18 protein-coding genes are annotated in these 17,420 nt (G+C 60.4%); 12 read left to right on the top strand and 6 right to left on the bottom strand.

The window, feature by feature from the left end; all coding sequences use genetic code 11:
- The first annotated feature begins 2 nt into the window (after window positions 1–2).
- Genes AB4O25_RS00205 through AB4O25_RS00190 form a run of 4 tightly spaced genes read left to right on the top strand, consistent with a single transcriptional unit; the run spans window position 3 to window position 3,476 of the window.
- Window positions 3–923: a metal ABC transporter substrate-binding protein gene (locus AB4O25_RS00205; RefSeq protein ID WP_017530357.1), complete on the top strand. Its 921-nt coding sequence runs from the start codon at window positions 3–5 to the stop codon at window positions 921–923.
- Entirely contained in the window at window positions 920–1,666 is a 747-nt protein-coding gene (locus tag AB4O25_RS00200; RefSeq protein ID WP_017530356.1) for a metal ABC transporter ATP-binding protein, read from the top strand. Before AB4O25_RS00205 ends, AB4O25_RS00200 begins: the two co-directional genes overlap by 4 nt.
- A complete protein-coding gene (locus AB4O25_RS00195) occupies window positions 1,663–2,562 on the top strand; it encodes a metal ABC transporter permease (protein ID WP_460150235.1) in 900 nt (299 codons plus the stop codon). Before AB4O25_RS00200 ends, AB4O25_RS00195 begins: the two co-directional genes overlap by 4 nt.
- Window positions 2,562–3,476 carry a metal ABC transporter solute-binding protein, Zn/Mn family gene (locus AB4O25_RS00190; RefSeq protein WP_460150233.1) on the top strand — a complete coding sequence of 305 codons (915 nt, stop codon included), beginning with the start codon at window positions 2,562–2,564 and terminating at the stop codon, window positions 3,474–3,476. The genes AB4O25_RS00195 and AB4O25_RS00190 overlap by 1 nt, the downstream gene beginning before the upstream one ends.
- On the opposite strand, the gene AB4O25_RS00185 is transcribed toward AB4O25_RS00190, so the two are convergent.
- Window positions 3,457–4,182: a UTRA domain-containing protein gene (locus tag AB4O25_RS00185; protein WP_017530353.1), complete on the bottom strand. Its 726-nt coding sequence runs from the start codon at window positions 4,180–4,182 to the stop codon at window positions 3,457–3,459. The two genes, AB4O25_RS00190 and AB4O25_RS00185, sit on opposite strands and share 20 nt — an antisense overlap.
- 351 nt (window positions 4,183–4,533) lie before the next feature.
- Here AB4O25_RS00185 and AB4O25_RS00180 point away from each other — a divergent pair, with 351 nt between their 5' ends.
- The 6 genes from AB4O25_RS00180 to AB4O25_RS00155 all read left to right on the top strand — a co-directional run bounded on the left by AB4O25_RS00180 (window position 4,534) and on the right by AB4O25_RS00155 (window position 9,843).
- On the top strand, window positions 4,534–5,610 hold the full coding sequence (locus AB4O25_RS00180) for an ABC transporter substrate-binding protein (protein WP_017530352.1): 1,077 nt from the start codon (window positions 4,534–4,536) through the stop codon (window positions 5,608–5,610).
- Window positions 5,611–5,738: 128 nt separating this feature from the next.
- Complete coding sequence (locus tag AB4O25_RS00175; RefSeq protein WP_068932395.1) at window positions 5,739–6,545, top strand: alkaline phosphatase family protein; 807 nt, start codon at window positions 5,739–5,741, stop codon at window positions 6,543–6,545.
- 5 nt (window positions 6,546–6,550) lie between these two features.
- The gene (locus AB4O25_RS00170) at window positions 6,551–7,387 is read left to right on the top strand and encodes an ABC transporter permease (protein ID WP_017530350.1); all 837 of its coding nucleotides are present in this window, start codon (window positions 6,551–6,553) and stop codon (window positions 7,385–7,387) included.
- Entirely contained in the window at window positions 7,374–8,174 is an 801-nt protein-coding gene (locus AB4O25_RS00165; protein ID WP_017530349.1) for an ABC transporter permease, read from the top strand. The genes AB4O25_RS00170 and AB4O25_RS00165 overlap by 14 nt, the downstream gene beginning before the upstream one ends.
- The gene (locus tag AB4O25_RS00160) at window positions 8,171–9,160 is read left to right on the top strand and encodes an ABC transporter ATP-binding protein (protein WP_017530348.1); all 990 of its coding nucleotides are present in this window, start codon (window positions 8,171–8,173) and stop codon (window positions 9,158–9,160) included. The genes AB4O25_RS00165 and AB4O25_RS00160 overlap by 4 nt, the downstream gene beginning before the upstream one ends.
- A 29-nt stretch (window positions 9,161–9,189) precedes the next feature.
- Window positions 9,190–9,843 carry an HAD family hydrolase gene (locus AB4O25_RS00155; protein WP_065876941.1) on the top strand — a complete coding sequence of 218 codons (654 nt, stop codon included), beginning with the start codon at window positions 9,190–9,192 and terminating at the stop codon, window positions 9,841–9,843.
- A gap of 142 nt (window positions 9,844–9,985) precedes the next feature.
- Here the strand turns inward: AB4O25_RS00155 and AB4O25_RS00150 are convergent, their stop codons facing one another.
- Complete coding sequence (locus tag AB4O25_RS00150) at window positions 9,986–10,948, bottom strand: zinc-binding dehydrogenase (protein ID WP_065876940.1); 963 nt, start codon at window positions 10,946–10,948, stop codon at window positions 9,986–9,988.
- Between the two features lie 138 nt (window positions 10,949–11,086).
- On the opposite strand from AB4O25_RS00150, the gene AB4O25_RS00145 reads away from it, so the two are divergent.
- Complete coding sequence (locus AB4O25_RS00145) at window positions 11,087–13,168, top strand: carboxy terminal-processing peptidase (protein ID WP_223271462.1); 2,082 nt, start codon at window positions 11,087–11,089, stop codon at window positions 13,166–13,168.
- 117 nt (window positions 13,169–13,285) lie between these two features.
- Window positions 13,286–15,055: a bifunctional diguanylate cyclase/phosphodiesterase gene (locus AB4O25_RS00140; RefSeq protein WP_017530345.1), complete on the top strand. Its 1,770-nt coding sequence runs from the start codon at window positions 13,286–13,288 to the stop codon at window positions 15,053–15,055.
- On the opposite strand, the gene AB4O25_RS00135 is transcribed toward AB4O25_RS00140, so the two are convergent.
- From AB4O25_RS00135 to AB4O25_RS00120, 4 genes are all read right to left on the bottom strand, one after another.
- Window positions 15,052–15,423, bottom strand: a complete 372-nt coding sequence (locus AB4O25_RS00135; RefSeq protein ID WP_017530344.1) for a hypothetical protein — start codon at window positions 15,421–15,423, stop codon at window positions 15,052–15,054. The two genes, AB4O25_RS00140 and AB4O25_RS00135, sit on opposite strands and share 4 nt — an antisense overlap.
- Window positions 15,420–15,758, bottom strand: coding sequence for a helix-turn-helix domain-containing protein (locus AB4O25_RS00130; protein ID WP_460150232.1), 339 nt, complete (start codon window positions 15,756–15,758; stop codon window positions 15,420–15,422). Before AB4O25_RS00130 ends, AB4O25_RS00135 begins: the two co-directional genes overlap by 4 nt.
- Before the next feature lie 96 nt (window positions 15,759–15,854).
- Window positions 15,855–16,310: a YkvA family protein gene (locus AB4O25_RS00125; RefSeq protein ID WP_017530342.1), complete on the bottom strand. Its 456-nt coding sequence runs from the start codon at window positions 16,308–16,310 to the stop codon at window positions 15,855–15,857.
- A gap of 344 nt (window positions 16,311–16,654) precedes the next feature.
- Complete coding sequence (locus AB4O25_RS00120) at window positions 16,655–17,386, bottom strand: FKBP-type peptidyl-prolyl cis-trans isomerase (RefSeq protein ID WP_003172938.1); 732 nt, start codon at window positions 17,384–17,386, stop codon at window positions 16,655–16,657.
- Between the last annotated feature and the right edge of the window lie 34 nt (window positions 17,387–17,420).

The raw sequence follows: 17,420 nt of genomic DNA, 5'->3' as shown, positions 1-17,420 counted from the left end.
CCATGTCTATTTCATCTCCCTTGTTGCGTCTGTTGCTGGTCAGCCTGTTCAGCCTGATGCTTGCTCCCCTGGCTAATGCCGAGGCCGCCAAACGCCTGCGTATCGGCATCACCCTGCACCCTTACTACAGCTATGTGACCAATATCGTTGGCGACAAGGCCGACGTGGTGCCGCTGATTCCGGCCGGTTTCAACCCCCATGCCTACGAGCCGCGCGCCGAAGACATCAAGCGCATCGGCACCCTGGACGTGATCGTGCTCAACGGCGTTGGCCATGACGACTTCGCCGACCGCATGATCGCCACCAGCGAGCGCCCGGACATCCCGGTGATCGAAGCCAACGCCAACGTGCCACTGCTGGCCGCTACCGGTAATGCCGCGCGCGGTGCGGGCAAGGTGGTCAACCCGCACACCTTCCTGTCGATCAGTGCATCGATTGCCCAGGTCAACAACATTGCCCGCGAGTTGGGCAAACTCGACCCGGACAACGCCAAGACCTACACCCAGAACGCGCGCGCCTACGGCAAGCGCCTGCGCCAGATGCGCGCCGATGCCCTGGCCAAGCTCACCAGCGCGCCCAACCCGGACCTGCGCGTGGCCACCGTACATGCGGCCTACGACTACCTGCTGCGTGAGTTCGGCCTGGAAGTCACAGCTGTGGTCGAACCGGCGCACGGTATCGAGCCGAGCCCCAGCCAGTTGAAAAAGACGATCGACGAACTGCGCGCCCTGGACGTAAAGGTGATCTTTTCGGAGATGGATTTCCCGTCCACTTACGTCGACACCATCCAGCGCGAATCCGGGGTCAAGCTGTACCCGCTGTCGCATATTTCCTACGGCGAATACAGCGCTGAAAAGTACGAAGTGGAGATGACCGGCAACCTCAACACGGTGGTCCGCGCGATTCAGGAGTCGGGCGCATGACGGCGGCTGAGCAACTCAAGATGGCCTGCGTCGGCCCGACCGTTGAGTTCGACAAGGTATCCCTGACGCTGGGCCGCACCGTAATTCTCGATAGTGTGTGTTTCCAGGTGCAGCCGGGCAGCATCCACGCCCTGGTCGGCCCCAACGGCGGCGGTAAAAGCTCGCTGATCAAGACCCTGTTGGGGCAAACGCCGCACCAGGGGCGTTTGAGCCTGGAATGGCCGACCACGCCCGGCACCATCGGTTATGTGCCCCAGGCACTGGAATTTGACCGTGGCTTGCCGATGACCGTGGACGACTTCATGGCTGCCATGTGCCAGCGGCGTCCGGCGTTTCTGGGTTTGTCCAAACATTACGCCGCCGCGATTGGCGAAGCCCTGGAACGGGTCGGCATGCAGGACAAACGCAAGCGGCGCATGGGCGCGTTGTCCGGCGGCGAGCGACAGCGTGTATTACTGGCCCAAGGCCTTATCCCCGCACCGCACTTGCTGGTACTGGATGAACCGATGTCGGCCCTCGATGAGGCGGGCATCCAGGTCTTCGAGCGGCTGCTCAATGACTGGCGCCTGGCCGGGATCACCGTACTGTGGATCGAACACGACCTGGAAGCCGTCGGCCGCCTGGCTGACCGTGTCACCGGCCTCAACCGCCGCGTGCTGTTCGACGCCACCCCCAAACAGGCACTGACCCCGGAGCGCCTGCTGAGCCTGTTTTCCACCCACCCTCGGAGCCCGGCGCAATGAGTTATGAAGCATTTCGCCTGATGGTCCAGGGCTGGGCTTCCTCCGGCTACCTGCCGGAGGCGCTGGCCTACGGCTTTGTGGTCAACGCCCTGCTCGCCGGCCTGCTGATCGGCCCGGTGTTGGGCGGCCTGGGCACGTTGGTGGTAGTCAAGCGCTTTGCGTTCTTCTCCGAAGCGGTCGGCCATGCCGCACTGACCGGCGTGGCCGTGGGCATTCTGCTCGGCGAGCCCTATACCGGCCCCTACGGCAGCCTGTTCGGCTACTGCCTGCTGTTCGGCATCCTGCTCAACTACCTGCGCAACCGCACCGGCCTGGCGCCGGACACCTTGATCGGCGTGTTCCTGTCGGTTTCCCTGGCGTTGGGCGCGAGCCTACTGCTGATCCTGGCGGGCAAGATCAACGTGCATATCCTGGAAAACGTGTTGTTCGGCTCAGTGTTGACCGTCAACGGCAATGACCTGCTGGTGCTGGCCATTGTCGGTTCACTGGTGATGGCCCTGGCGCTGCCGCTGTACAACCGCATCATGCTGGCCAGCTTCAACCCGCAGCTGGCGGCGGTGCGCGGCGTGGCGGTGAAGACACTCGATTACCTGTTCGTGATCCTTGTGACACTGATCACCGTGGCTGCGGTCAAGGTCATCGGCGCGATCCTGGTGGGCGCCCTGCTGGTGATTCCCGCGGCAGCGGCGCGGCTGTTGAACCAGTCGCTCAAAGGCTTCTTCTGGGTCTCGGTGGTGATCGCCACCGTCAGCACCCTATGCGGGATCCTGTTACCGATCATCTTCGACCTGCCCATCCCCTCCGGCGCGGCGATCATTCTGATGGCCGGTATCGCTTTCGCCCTCGCCGCCATTGCGCGCGGTACCGTGCCCAGCCTTAAAGGGAACCTTGGATAATGCGCTCTGTTCTTCAGCCTCTGGCCCTCGCCATCGCCTGTTTAGCCACTACGCCATTGATGGCCGCCCCGCCCGCCAAACCGGCTGCGCACGCCGCTAAACCCGTCAAAGTGCTGGCCTCGCTGCCAATCACCTATGGCCTGGCCGAGGTACTGCTCGAGGGCACCGACGTGCAACTGGAGCGCGCGGCACCGGCCAACCTGCCTGGCTCACGCCAGGTGTCGTACTTCACCGGGCGTGGCGCGCCGGCATTGAACGCGCTGGCCCAGGATGCCGACGCCGCCATCGGCCTGCGCTCGCTGTGGGCGGATGACCCGCTGTACCCGGTGGCTCGGCGCAGCAACATCCGCATCGTCGAAGTCGACGCCGCGCGCCCGGTGGATGGCGGCTTGCCTGGGATCGCGGTGCAGCCCGGCGTTGCCGACGGTTTGAACAGCCAGCCCTGGCAATCGAGCAACAACCTGGGGCGCATGGCCGACGTCATGGCTGCCGACCTGAGCCGCCTGGCACCGGGTGCCAAGGCGAAAATCGACGCCAACCTGGCCGTACTCAAGCAACGCCTGCTCAAGCTCACCGCCGACAGCGAAGCGCGACTGGCCAAGGCGGACAACCTGAGCGTGGTCAACTTGAGCGATCACTTCGCATACCTGCTCAGCAGCCTGAACCTGGAGCTGGTCAGCACCGACGCACGGCCGGATGCCGATTGGACGCCTCAAGCGCTGCAAAAACTCAGCGCCGAGCTGAAGGCCAACAACGTCGCGGTCGTGCTGCATCATCGCCAGCCCAGTGAGGCAGTGAAAACCGCCATCACCGAAGGCGGCTCGACATTGTTGGTACTGAATGTCGACGGCGCCGATCCGGTATCAGAGCTGGAAACCAATGTGGATCAGGTGATCAAGGCGCTGACCCCATGACATCCACGCCCACATGGATCGCATCATGCCGCCAGAACTCCAGGTCGCAATCGATCAACCGCTGATGCTGGTCGTAATTGACCCGGGCGATACGCAAGCCCGGGCTGCCCACCGACACGCGTAATGCGGCGGCGGCTTCCACCGGCAGTGAAGTCGGAACAATCTCGAAACGCACCCGCCCGTAATGCAAGTTGTACTTGCGGGCGTACAACTCGGTCATCGACTGATTAAGGTCGCACTCAAGAATCCCCGGAAAATACTGCGGGTTCAGATAGTGCTCCACGTACAACACCAAACGCCCGTCTATCCGCCGGCCCCGGCAGATCTGGATCACACTGGACAGCGCCGGCAGTTGCAACCACGCACACACCGCCGCCGACGCAGGTTGCAACCGCGCAGAAATCACTTCGGTCGAGGCCACGCGCCCCTGGTCATTGACCATGGCGTGAAAGTGGCTGCGCTGCATCAGGTTGTAGGCCAGCCGGGGCGGCGAAACGAACCAGCCACGGCGCTCCTCGCGATAAATCTGGCCTTGGGCCTCCAGTTGTAACAAGGCTTCACGCACGGTGATTCGAGTGGTACCAAACAACTCGCTGAGCTTGCGCTCGGCGGGCAATTTGCTTGCAGGCGGCAACAGGCCGTGGTCGATCTGCTCTTGCAGCGCCAGGCCGATGGAGGTTACCGCCTTGATTGCCTCATCGCGCATCAACGTTACCTATCTGGACTAGACCAGCACCGTTCAGGTGCATAAAACGCTCCGCAATCGGGCTCTTGTGGCTGCGTGCAAGCGTAGGCATTACAGATGACCGACAGATGACAGCCCACCGCAAGTACATGTCGCACGTCTTGCAATACATCGGCCAAGTCCAGCGCCTGCGGGCGCTTGAGCATGGTCTACGCTGAACCTGCGTTGAGCGACACCCGCACGATAAAAACGACATCGACATGAAACTGTCATCCATCGAGCCTAAATTGGCTCAGGTATTGCTGACCTAGACCAACACCACCGCAAACGTTCATAAAAACGCCGCGTTGAAAACGCCCAAAGGAGCTTCGGATGAAACAGCTTTTCCTGGCATCACTGTTAGGCTCGACCATTGCCATGTGCACCGCCGCCATGGCTGCTGATACCGATCTAAAAACCTTGGAAGCCGCCGCGAAAGCGGAAGGCGCCGTCAACAGCGTCGGCATGCCCGATGACTGGGCCAATTGGAAAGGCACCTGGGAAGACCTGGCCAAGAACTACGGCCTCAAGCATATGGATACCGACATGAGCTCGGCCCAAGAAATCGCCAAGTTCAAAGCCGAGAAAGACAACGCCAGCGCTGATATCGGCGACGTCGGCGCAGCCTTCGGCCCGATTGCGGTAAAGCAGGAAGTCACCCAGCCGTACAAGCCTTCCACTTGGGCTTCGGTACCGGATTGGGCAAAAGACAAAGACGGCCACTGGGCCCTGGCCTACACCGGCACCATCGCGTTTATCGTCAACAAGAAACTGCTGCATGGTTCCGACGTACCAACCAGTTGGGCGGACCTGCAAACCGGCAAGTACAAAGTATCCGTGGGTGACGTAAGCACCGCGGCCCAGGCGTCCAACGCTGTACTGGCTGCCGCCATTGCCAACAAAGGCGACGAGAAAAACATCGCCCCCGGCCTGCAGTTTTTTACCAAGATCGCTCAGCAAGGTCGCCTCGGCCTGTCCAACCCCACCATCGCCACCATGGAAAAAGGCGAAGTCGAAGTGGGCATTGTCTGGGACTTCAACGGCCTGAGCTACAAAGCCAAGATGGCCAACCCGGATGACTACGTGGTGTTGATCCCGTCTGACGGCTCGGTGAAATCCGGCTACACCACCATCATCAACAAACACGCCAAGCACCCGAACGCGGCCAAGCTGACCCGCGAGTACATCTTCAGCGATGCCGGCCAGCTCAACCTGGCCAAGGGCAATGCGCGTCCGATACGTGCCGAAACCGACCTGAAACTGCCGGCCGAAATCGCCAAGAACCTGATCCCGGGCGAGCAGTACACCAAGGCCAACCCGCAGCCGATCAAGGATGCCGATGCCTGGGAAGCGACGTCCAAAAAACTGCCTCAATTGTGGAACGAGCAGGTCATCGTAGAGATGAAGTAAGGGATCCATCCCACATTGGACCGCCACTGGCGTTCCAATGTGGGAGGGGCAAGCCCCCTCCCACATTTTTGCCCCCCGTTCCTCCAGAGGCATTGAGCCAAGTCAATCGTTGCGGAGCGTCGCCGCCCATGAAACACCCAGTCATCCTTGTCGTGCTCGACGGCCTTAACTTCGAGGTTGCCAGGCATACCATGGGGCACTTGCAGGCCTATGTCGGCGCAGGACGCGCAGCCCTCTACACACTGGAATGTGAATTGCCCTCGCTGTCGCGCCCGCTATACGAATGCATCCTGACCGGCGTGCCACCGATCCAGAGCGGCATCGTGCATAACAACGTCTCGCGCCTGTCCAACCAGCGCAGTATTTTCCATTACGCCACCGACGCGGGTCTTACCACGGCGGCAGCGGCTTACCATTGGGTCAGCGAGTTGTACAACCGCACGCCCTTTCTCGCCGCCCGTGATCGTCATACCGACGACAAGGCGCTGGCGATCCAGCACGGACATTTCTACTGGAATGACCACTACCCGGATTCCCACCTGTTCGCCGACGCCGAAAGCCTGCGGCTCAAGCACGCGCCGGACTTGCTGGTGGTGCACCCGATGAACATCGACGACGCCGGCCACAAGCACGGCCTCGACACCGCGCAATACCGCAACAGTGCCCGCTCGGCCGACATCATCCTGGCCGATTACCTGCAAGGCTGGCTCGACGTCGGCTACCAAGTGCTGGTGACCGCAGACCACGGCATGAACAACGACCGCTCCCACAACGGCCTGTTGCCGGAGGAGCGCGAAGTGCCGCTGTTTGTGCTCGGCGATGCTTTCAGCCTGGATACCAAGGCCGCACCCAAACAGACCGATCTGTGCGGCACCATCTGCCAACTATTGGGCGTGCCCCACGACAAAGCTGTGTGCCGGGAGCTATTGAAGTGAATGCCATGACTCGCGGCAAATGGCTGGCGCTGCTCTGCCTGGTGCCTTTCGCGCTGTTCTTTATCGTGTTCGAAATCGCACCGCTGGTATGGGTGCTGATCAACAGCCTGCAAACCGAAGAGGCCGGCTGGAGCCTGGAAAACTTCACGCGCATCTTCAGCTCGAAGTTCTACCTGCAAGCGATCCAGTTCAGCCTGGAGATCAGCTTTTACTCCAGCATCTTCGGCATCATCATCGCCACCCTCGGCAGTTATTCGTTGCGCCGTGTGGATTCGCCGCTGCGCAACTTCGTCACCGCCTTCGCCAACATGACCAGCAATTTCGCCGGCGTACCCCTGGCCTTCGCGTTCATCATTTTGCTGGGATTCAACGGCAGCATCACCATCATGCTCAAACAGGCGGGGATCATTCAGGATTTCAACCTGTACTCCAAGACGGGCCTGATCATTCTCTACACCTACTTCCAGATCCCCCTCGGCGTACTGCTGCTGTATCCGGCGTTCGATGCATTGCGCGAAGACTGGCGTGAGTCGGCGTCCCTGCTCGGCGCCAATGGCTGGCAGTTCTGGCGGCATATCGGCTTACCGGTGCTGACGCCCGCGCTGCTGGGTACTTTCGTGATTCTGCTGGCCAACGCCCTGGGCGCCTACGCCACCGTGTATGCATTGACCACCGGCAACTTCAACGTGCTGCCGATTCGTATTGCGGGGCTGGTTTCCGGCGATGTATCGCTGGACCCGAACATGGCCAGCGCGCTGGCCGTGGTGCTGGTGGCGCTGATGACGGTGGTCACGGTGGTTCATCAACTGCTGCTCAAGAGGAGCTACCATGTCTCGCGCTGAAGCCGGCCCGGCCTCCCTCTACCACCGGGTGGTGGTGACGCTGTTGTTTGTGATTCTGGTGTTGCCGCTGGTAGGCACCTTTGTCTACTCCATCGCCAGCAGTTGGTCGGCGACCATTCTACCGGCGGGCTTTACCCTGAAATGGTATGTGCAACTGTGGAGCGACCCGCGCTTCTTGATGGCCTTCGGTCAGTCATTGCTGGTGTGCGTGGGCGCGCTGATCCTGTCGGTGGTGCTGATTCTGCCGCTGTTGTTCGTGGTGCATTACCACTTCCCCAAGCTCGACGCGCTGATGAACATTCTGATCCTGCTGCCCTTCGCGGTGCCGCCGGTGGTGTCGTCGGTGGGCCTGCTGCAACTCTACGGTTCAGGCCCCTTGGCGATGGTGGGCACGCCGTGGATCCTGATCGGTTGCTACTTCACCGTGGCGCTGCCGTTCATGTACCGGGCGATCACCAACAACCTGCAAGCGATCAACCTGCGCGACCTGATGGACGCCTCGCAACTGCTGGGCGCGAGCACCTGGCAAGCGGCGATCTTCGTCGTGCTGCCCAACCTGCGCAAAGGCCTGATGGTGGCGCTGCTGCTGTCGTTCTCGTTCCTGTTCGGTGAGTTCGTGTTCGCCAACATTTTGGTGGGTACCCGCTACGAGACCCTGCAGGTGTACCTCAACAACATGCGCAACAGCAGCGGCCACTTCACCAGTGCCGTGGTCATTTCCTATTTCTTCTTTGTGCTGGTGCTGACCTGGGCCGCCAATACCTTGAACAAGGACAAAAGCCAATGAGCTTCGTCAGCGTCCAACATTTGCAAAAGAGCTACGCCGGTACGCCGGTGTTCAGCGATATCAACTGCGAGATCGCCAAGGGCGAGTTCGTCACCCTGCTCGGCCCGTCCGGTTGCGGCAAATCGACCCTGCTGCGCTGCATCGCCGGGCTGACCTCGGTGGATAGCGGCAGCATCCTGCTGGACGGCCAGGACATCGTGCCGCTGAGCCCGCAAAAACGACATATCGGCATGGTGTTCCAGAGCTACGCGCTGTTCCCCAACATGACCGTGGAACAAAACGTCGCCTTCGGCCTGCGCATGCAAAAGGTCAACGCCGACGACAGCCACCAACGCGTACAGCAAGTGCTGCAACTGGTGGAACTCAAGGATCTGGCCGGGCGCTATCCGCACCAGATGTCCGGCGGCCAGTGCCAGCGCGTGGCCCTGGCCCGCTCCCTGGTAACCCGCCCTCGCCTGTTGCTGCTGGATGAACCGCTGTCGGCGCTTGACGCGCGCATTCGCAAGCACCTGCGCGAACAGATCCGCCAGATTCAGCGCGAACTGGGCTTGACCACGATTTTCGTGACCCATGACCAGGAAGAAGCCCTGACCATGTCCGACCGCATCTTCCTGATGAACCAGGGCAAGATCGTACAGAGCGGCGATGCCGAAACACTCTACACCGCGCCGGTCGATGTGTTCGCCGCCGGGTTCATCGGCAACTACAACCTGCTCGATGCCGACAAGGCCAGCCGGTTGCTGCAACGCCCAATCAGTGGGCGCATCGCGATTCGCCCCGAAGCTATCGAGTTGAGCCGCAGCGGCGAGCTGGATGCGCTGGTGCGCAGTCATAGCCTTTTGGGCAATGTGATCCGCTACCGCATCGAAGCGCGTGGCGTGGAGCTGGTGGTGGACGTGCTCAACCGCTCGGCCGATGACCTGCACCCGGACGGCCAGCGCCTGGCACTTTCCATCGACCCCAGTGCGCTGTGTGAAGTAGCCTGATGCAACGATTGATTGAGAGAGCGTAAAGGATGGCATTGGTAATTTTTGATCTGGACGACACCCTGATCCACGGCGACTGCGCCACCCTGTGGAGCGAGCAGATGGGCCGCCTGGGCTGGGTCGACCCTGAGTCGTTCATGCGCAGGAACAACGAACTGATGGACGCCTACAGCCGGGGCGAGTTGGCGATGGAAGACTTCATGGATTTCAGCCTGGAGCCAATGATCGGCCGTACGCCGGAGGAAATCGAACACCTGGTGGAGCCATGGGTCGAGGACATCATCGAACCGCTGATCTACAGCGACGCGACCAAAACCATCGCCCGCCATCGCGCCAACGGTGACCGTATTCTGGTGATCTCCGCCTCGGGCACGCACCTGGTGAAACCGATTGCGGCGCGCATCGGCATCGATGAGGTGCTGGGGATTGAACTGGAGATCAGCCATGGCGTGTACAGCGGCCGTACGGTGGGTGTACTGACCTACCGCGAAGGCAAGATCACGCGTTTGCTGGACTGGCTGGAACAGGAAGGTGAGACGTTGGAGGGTGCGTATTTCTACTCGGATTCGCGCAATGATCTGCCGTTGTTATTGAAGGTCGATTACCCGCACGTAGTGAACCCAGACCCGGTGTTGCGCGAACATGCCGAGAAGGCCGATTGGCCAATCTATCACTGGACCTGATTCAACAGAGATCCAAATGTGGGAGGGGCGGTGCGACGATTCGACTTGCCCCCGATGGCGGTGGATCAGTGAAAAATGTTTCATCTGACACACCGCCATCGGGGGCAAGCCCCTCCCACATTGACCCTATTCCAATCCGGAATCAGGTGAAGCTTTCGTCAATCACCAACACCAACTTCCCGGCAACCCGGTTGGTCGCCAGTTCGGCAAACGCCGCCTCGGCATCCTTGATCGCAAAGGTCCTGGCCAGTTGCGGGCTCAGGCGCCCTTCGGCGAACAACGGCCACACGTGCTGGCTCAGGTCACTGAACAGGTCGGCCTTGAACTGGTCATCGCGGCTGCGCAGGGTCGAGCCCAGCAACTGAATGCGCTTGCCCAGCACCTGCGCCAGGTCCAACTGCGCCTCACGGCCCCCCATCAAACCAATCAACACCCAACGCCCATCCAGGGCCAGCAGCTTGAGGTCCAGCGCCGCATAGTCGCCGCCCACCGGGTCGAGAATCACATCGAACGGCCCGAAGTCGCGCAGCCCTTCGATCCCGTCGGTGCGCACCACGCCGCCCTGGGCGCCCAGCTTCTCACAGTACGCCAGACGTTCCGCCGACCCCACACTGACCCAGCATGGGCTGCCAAACGCCTTGCACAGCTGGATCGCCGCCGAGCCCACGCCGCTGGCGCCAGCATGCAGCAGCGCCTTCTCCCCGGGCTTGAGCCCCGCCAATTGGAACAAATTCAGCCACGCGGTGCTGTACACCTCAGGCAATCCCGCCGCTTCGATCAGCGACAAGCCTTCCGGTACCGGCAACACATGCCGTGCATCCACCACCACTTCTTCGGCCATACCGCCACCGGCGAGCAGCGCACACACGCGATCGCCCACTTGCCAGGACGAGCCCGCCCCCACTTCGCTGATCACTCCGGAACACTCCAGGCCCAACACTTGGCTGGCGCCGGGTGGCGGCGGATAGAACCCCGCACGTTGCAATAAATCGGCGCGATTAAGGCCGGCCGCCGCTACACGAATGCGAACTTGGCCTACATCACATGTAGGACTTGGTTCGTCCAACCACTCCACATGACCTTCAACGCCTTGCAATGCTTTCACAGTGCCTCCATAGTGAGTCTGGACTGAGCCCGTAGCAGTAGCGCCGGGCTTTTTGCATTATGCGACCGGCCCCTATGGAACCGGCAACTTCAAAGACGGCCTAATATGCGTTATCAATTGCCCCCGCGTCGAATCAGCATGAAGCATCTGTTCCCCAGCACCGCCCTCGCTTTTTTCATTGGTCTCGGCTTCGCGTCGATGTCGACCAATACGTTCGCAGCCAACAGCTGGGACAACCTTCAGCCGGATCGCGATGAGGTGATTGCCAGCCTCAACGTCGTCGAGTTGCTCAAGCGTCATCACTACAGCAAGCCGCCACTGGATGACGCTCGCTCGGTGATCATCTACGACAGCTACCTCAAGTTGCTGGACCCGTCGCGCAGCTACTTCCTGGCCAGCGATATCGCTGAGTTCGACAAGTGGAAAACCCAGTTCGACGACTTCCTCAAGAGCGGCGACCTGCAGCCCGGCTTTACCATCTACAAGCGTTACCTGGACCGTGTCAAAGCGCGTCTGGACTTCGCCCTGGCTGAGCTGAACAAAGGCGTCGACAAGCTCGACTTCACCCAGAAGGAATCCCTTCTGGTGGACCGCAAGGACGCCCCTTGGCTCACCAGCACCGCCGCACTCGACGACTTATGGCGCAAACGCGTCAAGGACGAAGTGCTGCGCCTGAAGATCGCCGGCAAAGAGCCCAAGGCCATCCAGGAGTTGTTGACCAAGCGCTACAAGAATCAGCTCGCGCGTCTGGACCAGACCCGCGCCGAAGATATCTTCCAGGCCTACATCAACACCTTTGCGATGTCCTACGACCCGCACACTAATTATCTGTCGCCAGATAACGCGGAAAATTTCGATATCAACATGAGCCTGTCGCTGGAAGGTATTGGTGCCGTCCTGCAAAGCGACAATGACCAGGTCAAAATCGTGCGTCTGGTGCCGGCAGGTCCAGCCGACAAGACCAAGCAGGTCGCCCCTGCCGACAAGATCATCGGCGTGGCCCAGGCCGACAAAGAGATGGTCGATGTGGTCGGCTGGCGCCTCGACGAAGTGGTCAAGCTGATCCGTGGGCCAAAAGGCAGCGTGGTGCGTCTGGAGGTTATCCCGCACACCAACGCGCCGAACGACCAGACGAGCAAGATCGTATCCATCACCCGTGAAGCGGTGAAGCTCGAAGACCAGGCCGTGCAGAAGAAAGTCCTCAACCTCAAGCAGGATGGCAAGGACTACAAGCTGGGCGTCATTGAGATTCCGGCGTTCTACCTGGACTTCAAGGCCTTCCGTGCCGGCGATCCGGACTACAAGTCCACCACCCGTGACGTTAAGAAAATCCTCACAGAGTTGCAGAAGGAAAAAGTCGACGGCGTGGTCATCGACCTGCGTAACAACGGCGGCGGTTCCCTGCAGGAAGCCACCGAGCTGACCAGCCTGTTTATCGACAAGGGCCCGACCGTGTTGGTACGCAATGCAGACGGCCGTGTCGACGTGCTCGAAGACGAGAACCCGGGAGCCTTCTACAAAGGGCCGATGGCGTTGCTGGTCAACCGTCTCTCGGCCTCGGCGTCGGAGATTTTCGCCGGTGCCATGCAGGACTATCACCGCGCAATGATCATCGGCGGCCAGACCTTCGGCAAAGGTACCGTGCAGACCATCCAGCCGCTCAACCATGGCGAGCTCAAGCTGACACTGGCCAAGTTCTACCGGGTTTCCGGGCAGAGCACCCAGCATCAGGGCGTACTGCCGGACATCGATTTCCCGTCGATTATCGACACCAAGGAAATCGGCGAAAGCGCCCTGCCGGAAGCCATGCCTTGGGACACCATCCGTCCTGCGATCAAGCCTGCTTCGGACCCGTTCAAGCCGTTCCTGGCGCAGTTGAAGGCTGACCACGACACCCGCTCCGCCAAGGATGCCGAGTTTGTGTTCATCCGCGACAAGCTGGCCCTGGCCAAGAAGCTGATGGAAGAAAAAACCGTCAGCCTCAACGAAGTGGACCGTCGTAAGCAGCACACCGACATCGAGAATCAGCAGCTTGTGCTGGAGAACATCCGCCGCAAGGCCAAGGGTGAAGACCCACTCAAGGAACTGAAGAAAGAAGACGAAGACGCGCTGCCAACCGAGGCGGATAAAACCAAGCCGGAAGACGACGCTTACCTGGCCGAGACAGGCCGGATCCTGCTGGATTACCTGAAGATCAGTAAACAGGTGGCCAAGCAGTAAATGATGGCAATTTAATGTGACCGCTCTGCGGAGTGTCATCAAATAGACATCATTCTGTCGTGAAATGAAGGACCCCAGGCGCAACGCCTGGGGTCCTTTTTTTCGATCGAGATCGCCATGACCATGAACGAACAGCTGAATGCACTGGGCTCTATCCTGGCTCAAGGCAGTTTGCACAGCCTGTTCCAACCGATCATCTGCCTGTCCGAACGGCGCGTTCTTGGCTACGAAGCCCTCAGCCGTGGCCCCTCCAACAGCCCGCTGCACTCCCCTGTCGCCTTGTTCTCGGTGGCCAGCCAGGCCGGGCGTCTCAGTGAACTGGAAATGGCCTGTCGCCTGAGTGCATGCCGACGTTTCAGCGAACAAAAGTTACCAGGCAAGCTGTTCCTGAATATCTCCCCGCAATCCCTGATGGAAACGGCGCACCAACCGGGGCGCACCCTGCAACTGCTGCGCGACTTCGGCATCCCGCCGAGTCAGGTAGTGATCGAACTCACCGAGCAAACCCCCACCGACGATTTCGACCTGCTGCAAACCGCCCTGCATCATTACCGCAACATGGGCTTTTCGATTGCCCTGGATGACCTGGGCGCTGGCTATTCGAGCCTGCGGTTATGGTCGGAGTTGCGCCCGGATTACGTGAAAATCGACCGACACTTTATCGATGGCATTCATCAGGATGCACTCAAGCGCGAGTTTGTCGGTTCGATCTTGCAAATCGCCAAGGCGTCCCGTGCCCAGGTGATTGCCGAGGGCATCGAGTTAGCTGAAGAACTGGCGGTGTTGACGGAAATGGGCGTGGACCTGGTCCAGGGTTACCTGCTCTGTCGTCCGCAGGAACAGCCGCCGCAGGAAGCGCGCCTGATGCTGCCCAAGCCAGACCAAAATATCGCAACCCTCAGCGAGGAAGGCAGCGACCTCAGCGCTCTGCTCAATGAACAACCGGCGGTGGACCAGGACACCGCCACGGCGCAAGTGCTGGAAGCGTTCCGCCGCCAGGCCAACCTCAACTCGCTGGCGGTGCTGGATGGGCGCGGCCACCCGGTGGGCATCGTCCATCGGCATTCGCTGTCCGACGCACTGCTCAAGCCGTTCGCCACCGACCTGTTTGCGCGCAAGCCCATCAGCCGTTTAATGAGCACCGACTTTTTGGCGGTAGAACTGAGCCAGTCGCTGCAACAGGTCAGCCGCCTGCTCACCAGCCGCGCGCGGCAACGCATCGAAGAAGACTTCATCATCACGCTCAATGGCGACTACTTGGGTCTGGGGCGGGTGATCGATGTACTCAAGCTGATCACCGAGTTGAAGATCCAGCAGGCACGCTATGCCAACCCGCTGACTCTGCTGCCCGGCAATGTACCGATCCAGCAATGCCTCACACGGCTGTTGCAACAGCAACGGGAGTCGGTGATCTGCTACGTGGATATCGACAGCTTCAAGCCGTTCAACGACATCTATGGCTACGGGCGAGGGGATGAGGTGTTGCTGTGCCTGGCCCAATGCCTGAATGACCGGGTGGACCCCAGCCGCGATTTCGTCGGGCACATCGGCGGCGATGACTTTTTGCTGGTGCTGGGGCCGCAGGACTGGCGCAAGCGACTCAATCAACTGCTGGACGACTTCCACACCCAATGCCGGCGCTTCTATCGCGCCGAGCACCTCGACGCCGGCTGTTTTGTCGCGTTGAACCGTCAAGGCGTGCGCCAGGAGTTTGCATTGCTGTCGCTGTCGATTGGGGTGGTGCATTTGTATCCACAGGCCTGTGGACAACTCGATGCCAGCCAGTTGGCAGAGCTGGCGTCGCAGGCCAAGCATCACGCCAAGGATGTGGCCGGTTACAGCATCCATGTGATCGACAGCATGGACACGCTGCCCCAAGCCCTTTAAGCCTCGGCAGACTCCGGGTATTGGTACTCAAACACCCGCACCACTTCCGAAGCGTGCCAGGAGGCGGCGGCGACGCCATCGGACGGCCCACTGAAGCGCCCCAGGCGCTCCACGCATTCGAAGAACCCGGTGCGCGGCAGGCGGCTGGCGCCCTGGCTGATCACCAGAGAGCTGCGCAACGGCTGCTCGGCCTTGGCGTCCAGCGCCGCCAAGTGTTCCAGGGCCGCGGCCAGGGTTTGCATCGCCGGCGTCGGAAATTGCAGGCGTTCAAGCAGCGCGCGGTACGTCAGCAGATGCCGCTGGCGGCGCGCCTGATCCAGTTCATTGAGTAAACCATCCCAATGTTGACGGCTGATACGTAGGCTCAAGATTCATCCCTCCAACCTGCAACGCCCAATTCCCAGGCCAGGCTGCGGCGGATCGCTGCATCCGGCTGACGTTCACCACTTTCGATCAATCCGAGATACGAAGGGCTGATGCCCACGGTGCGAGCCAGGGTTTCGATAGCCAGGCCCTTGGCTTCACGCAATTGGCGCAGGTCCGCCAGCGGGCGCAGCTCCCGGTCGGGTGCGGCGTGTACAGGAGGAGAAGGAGTGTGCGTCGGTTGTTGCTGACCGGCAGCTTTTAGCAGCGCCTGGTACTGATCCCATGGCAGCACCGCGTATTCGGGCTCGCCATTGCGTGAAATTATCTGAATATCCATGACTGCCCCGTAGGATAACAACACTTACCAAGTAAGCCCTTTCCTTAGGAGTGTAATCCTAACAGCCACAAAGGTCGCAGGGGGATAGCCGAGTCGTCAGTTTTTTTGCGGGTTTTCCTTGGCCAGCAAGGCTGGCGTGGCAGGCAGCCGCTCTACAACAGCAAGCTTTTCCGGGCGCAGGGCGTCTCGCCAGGCACGAAAAGCACTGAGTTCGCCCTCCAGAGTTTTCATGATCCAGGCCAGTACAGCAATGTCATCGAGCATGCCGAACATGGGGATGAAGTCCGGGATCGCATCAATCGGGCTCAGGAAGTACATCAGCCCCGCCACCACCGAGATCAGCGCCTTGGGGCTGATCGCCCGGTACTCGCCCCGCCAGTACGCCAGGCAGAGGGACTGCAGCAATTTGAAATCATCCTTGAGCTTGCCCAGGCGATTGCCCTGGTTCGAACTCTTGGCGGCCACGGCGAACAACAGGGTCGGCAAGCGCCCACGGCCCAGCAAGCGTGCGGCCATGGGCAGGAAACGGGTGAAATTGAAGGGTGGTTTCATCTGTCACTCCAGTTCCATCAAACAGAAAGGTTATCCACACAAATTGTGGATAACCTTGTGAACAGAGCCTTTTTAAATGCCTGAAAGCCACGGACTACAAGGCTTCCAGTCAGATCGGGCGTTTTTTGCGCACATGAAAAAAACCCAAGATTTCATTGACTTGGCGAAGGCGTGCGGCTAGCCGCACTTGAGTCTTATATCAGACTGTTACCCACTACGGACGTTCGTTCGGATTTGCAGCGGCGCCCCATGTGGGAGCAAGCGCCCTCACCCATGTGGATCGATGCATGCCGCAGAAACAACAACGCCCCGTCGAGACGGGGCGTTGTGTGTTCAGGCGCCGATTACTTCTTGGCGGCAGGTGCAGCAGGTGCGTCAGCCTTGGCTGGGTCCTTGATGGCCAGCAGCTCCAAGTCGAATACCAGCACGGAGTTGGCTGGAATCGCCGGGCTCGGGCTCTGGGCGCCATAAGCCAGGTCGGACGGGATGTACAACTCGACCTTTTCGCCCACGTGCATCAGTTGCAGGCCTTCAACCCAACCCGGGATCACGCCGCTGACCGGCAGGTCAATCGGGCTGCCGCGATCCACGGAGCTGTCGAACGTGGTGCCGTTGGTGAGCTTGCCGGTGTAGTGAACAGTCACCACGTCAGTCGGCTTAGGCTGTGCGCCGTCGGCCTTCTTGATGATCTTGTACTGCAGACCGGAAGCGGTAGTGACTACGCCGTCTTTCTTGGCATTGTCTTCGAGGAATTTCTTGCCGGCGGCTGCCGACTCTTCGCTCATCTTGGTCATGCGTTCTTCAGCACGTTTTTGCAGTGCGGCAAACGCTTCAACCAGTTCGTCGTCCTTGAGCTTCTGCTCTTTCTTGCCGACAGCATCTTCGATGCCCTGGGCTACTGCTTTGGAGTCCAGGTCATCCATGCCTTCTTGGGCAAGGCTTTTGCCCATGTTCAGGCCGATGCCGTAGGAAGCTTTCTGCGCCGGGGTTTTCAGCTCTACGCTGGTCTGCGAATCACAACCCGCAAGTACCAGGCTAACCAGGGCCACCGCCGCCGCCAACCGATGCTGTTTCATGCTATTTCCTTGTTCATGCGCCAATAGGGCATTC

The organism is Pseudomonas sp. S3_A03, assembly GCF_054668275.1.
This window is presented reverse-complemented; position numbering and strand designations above follow the sequence as displayed.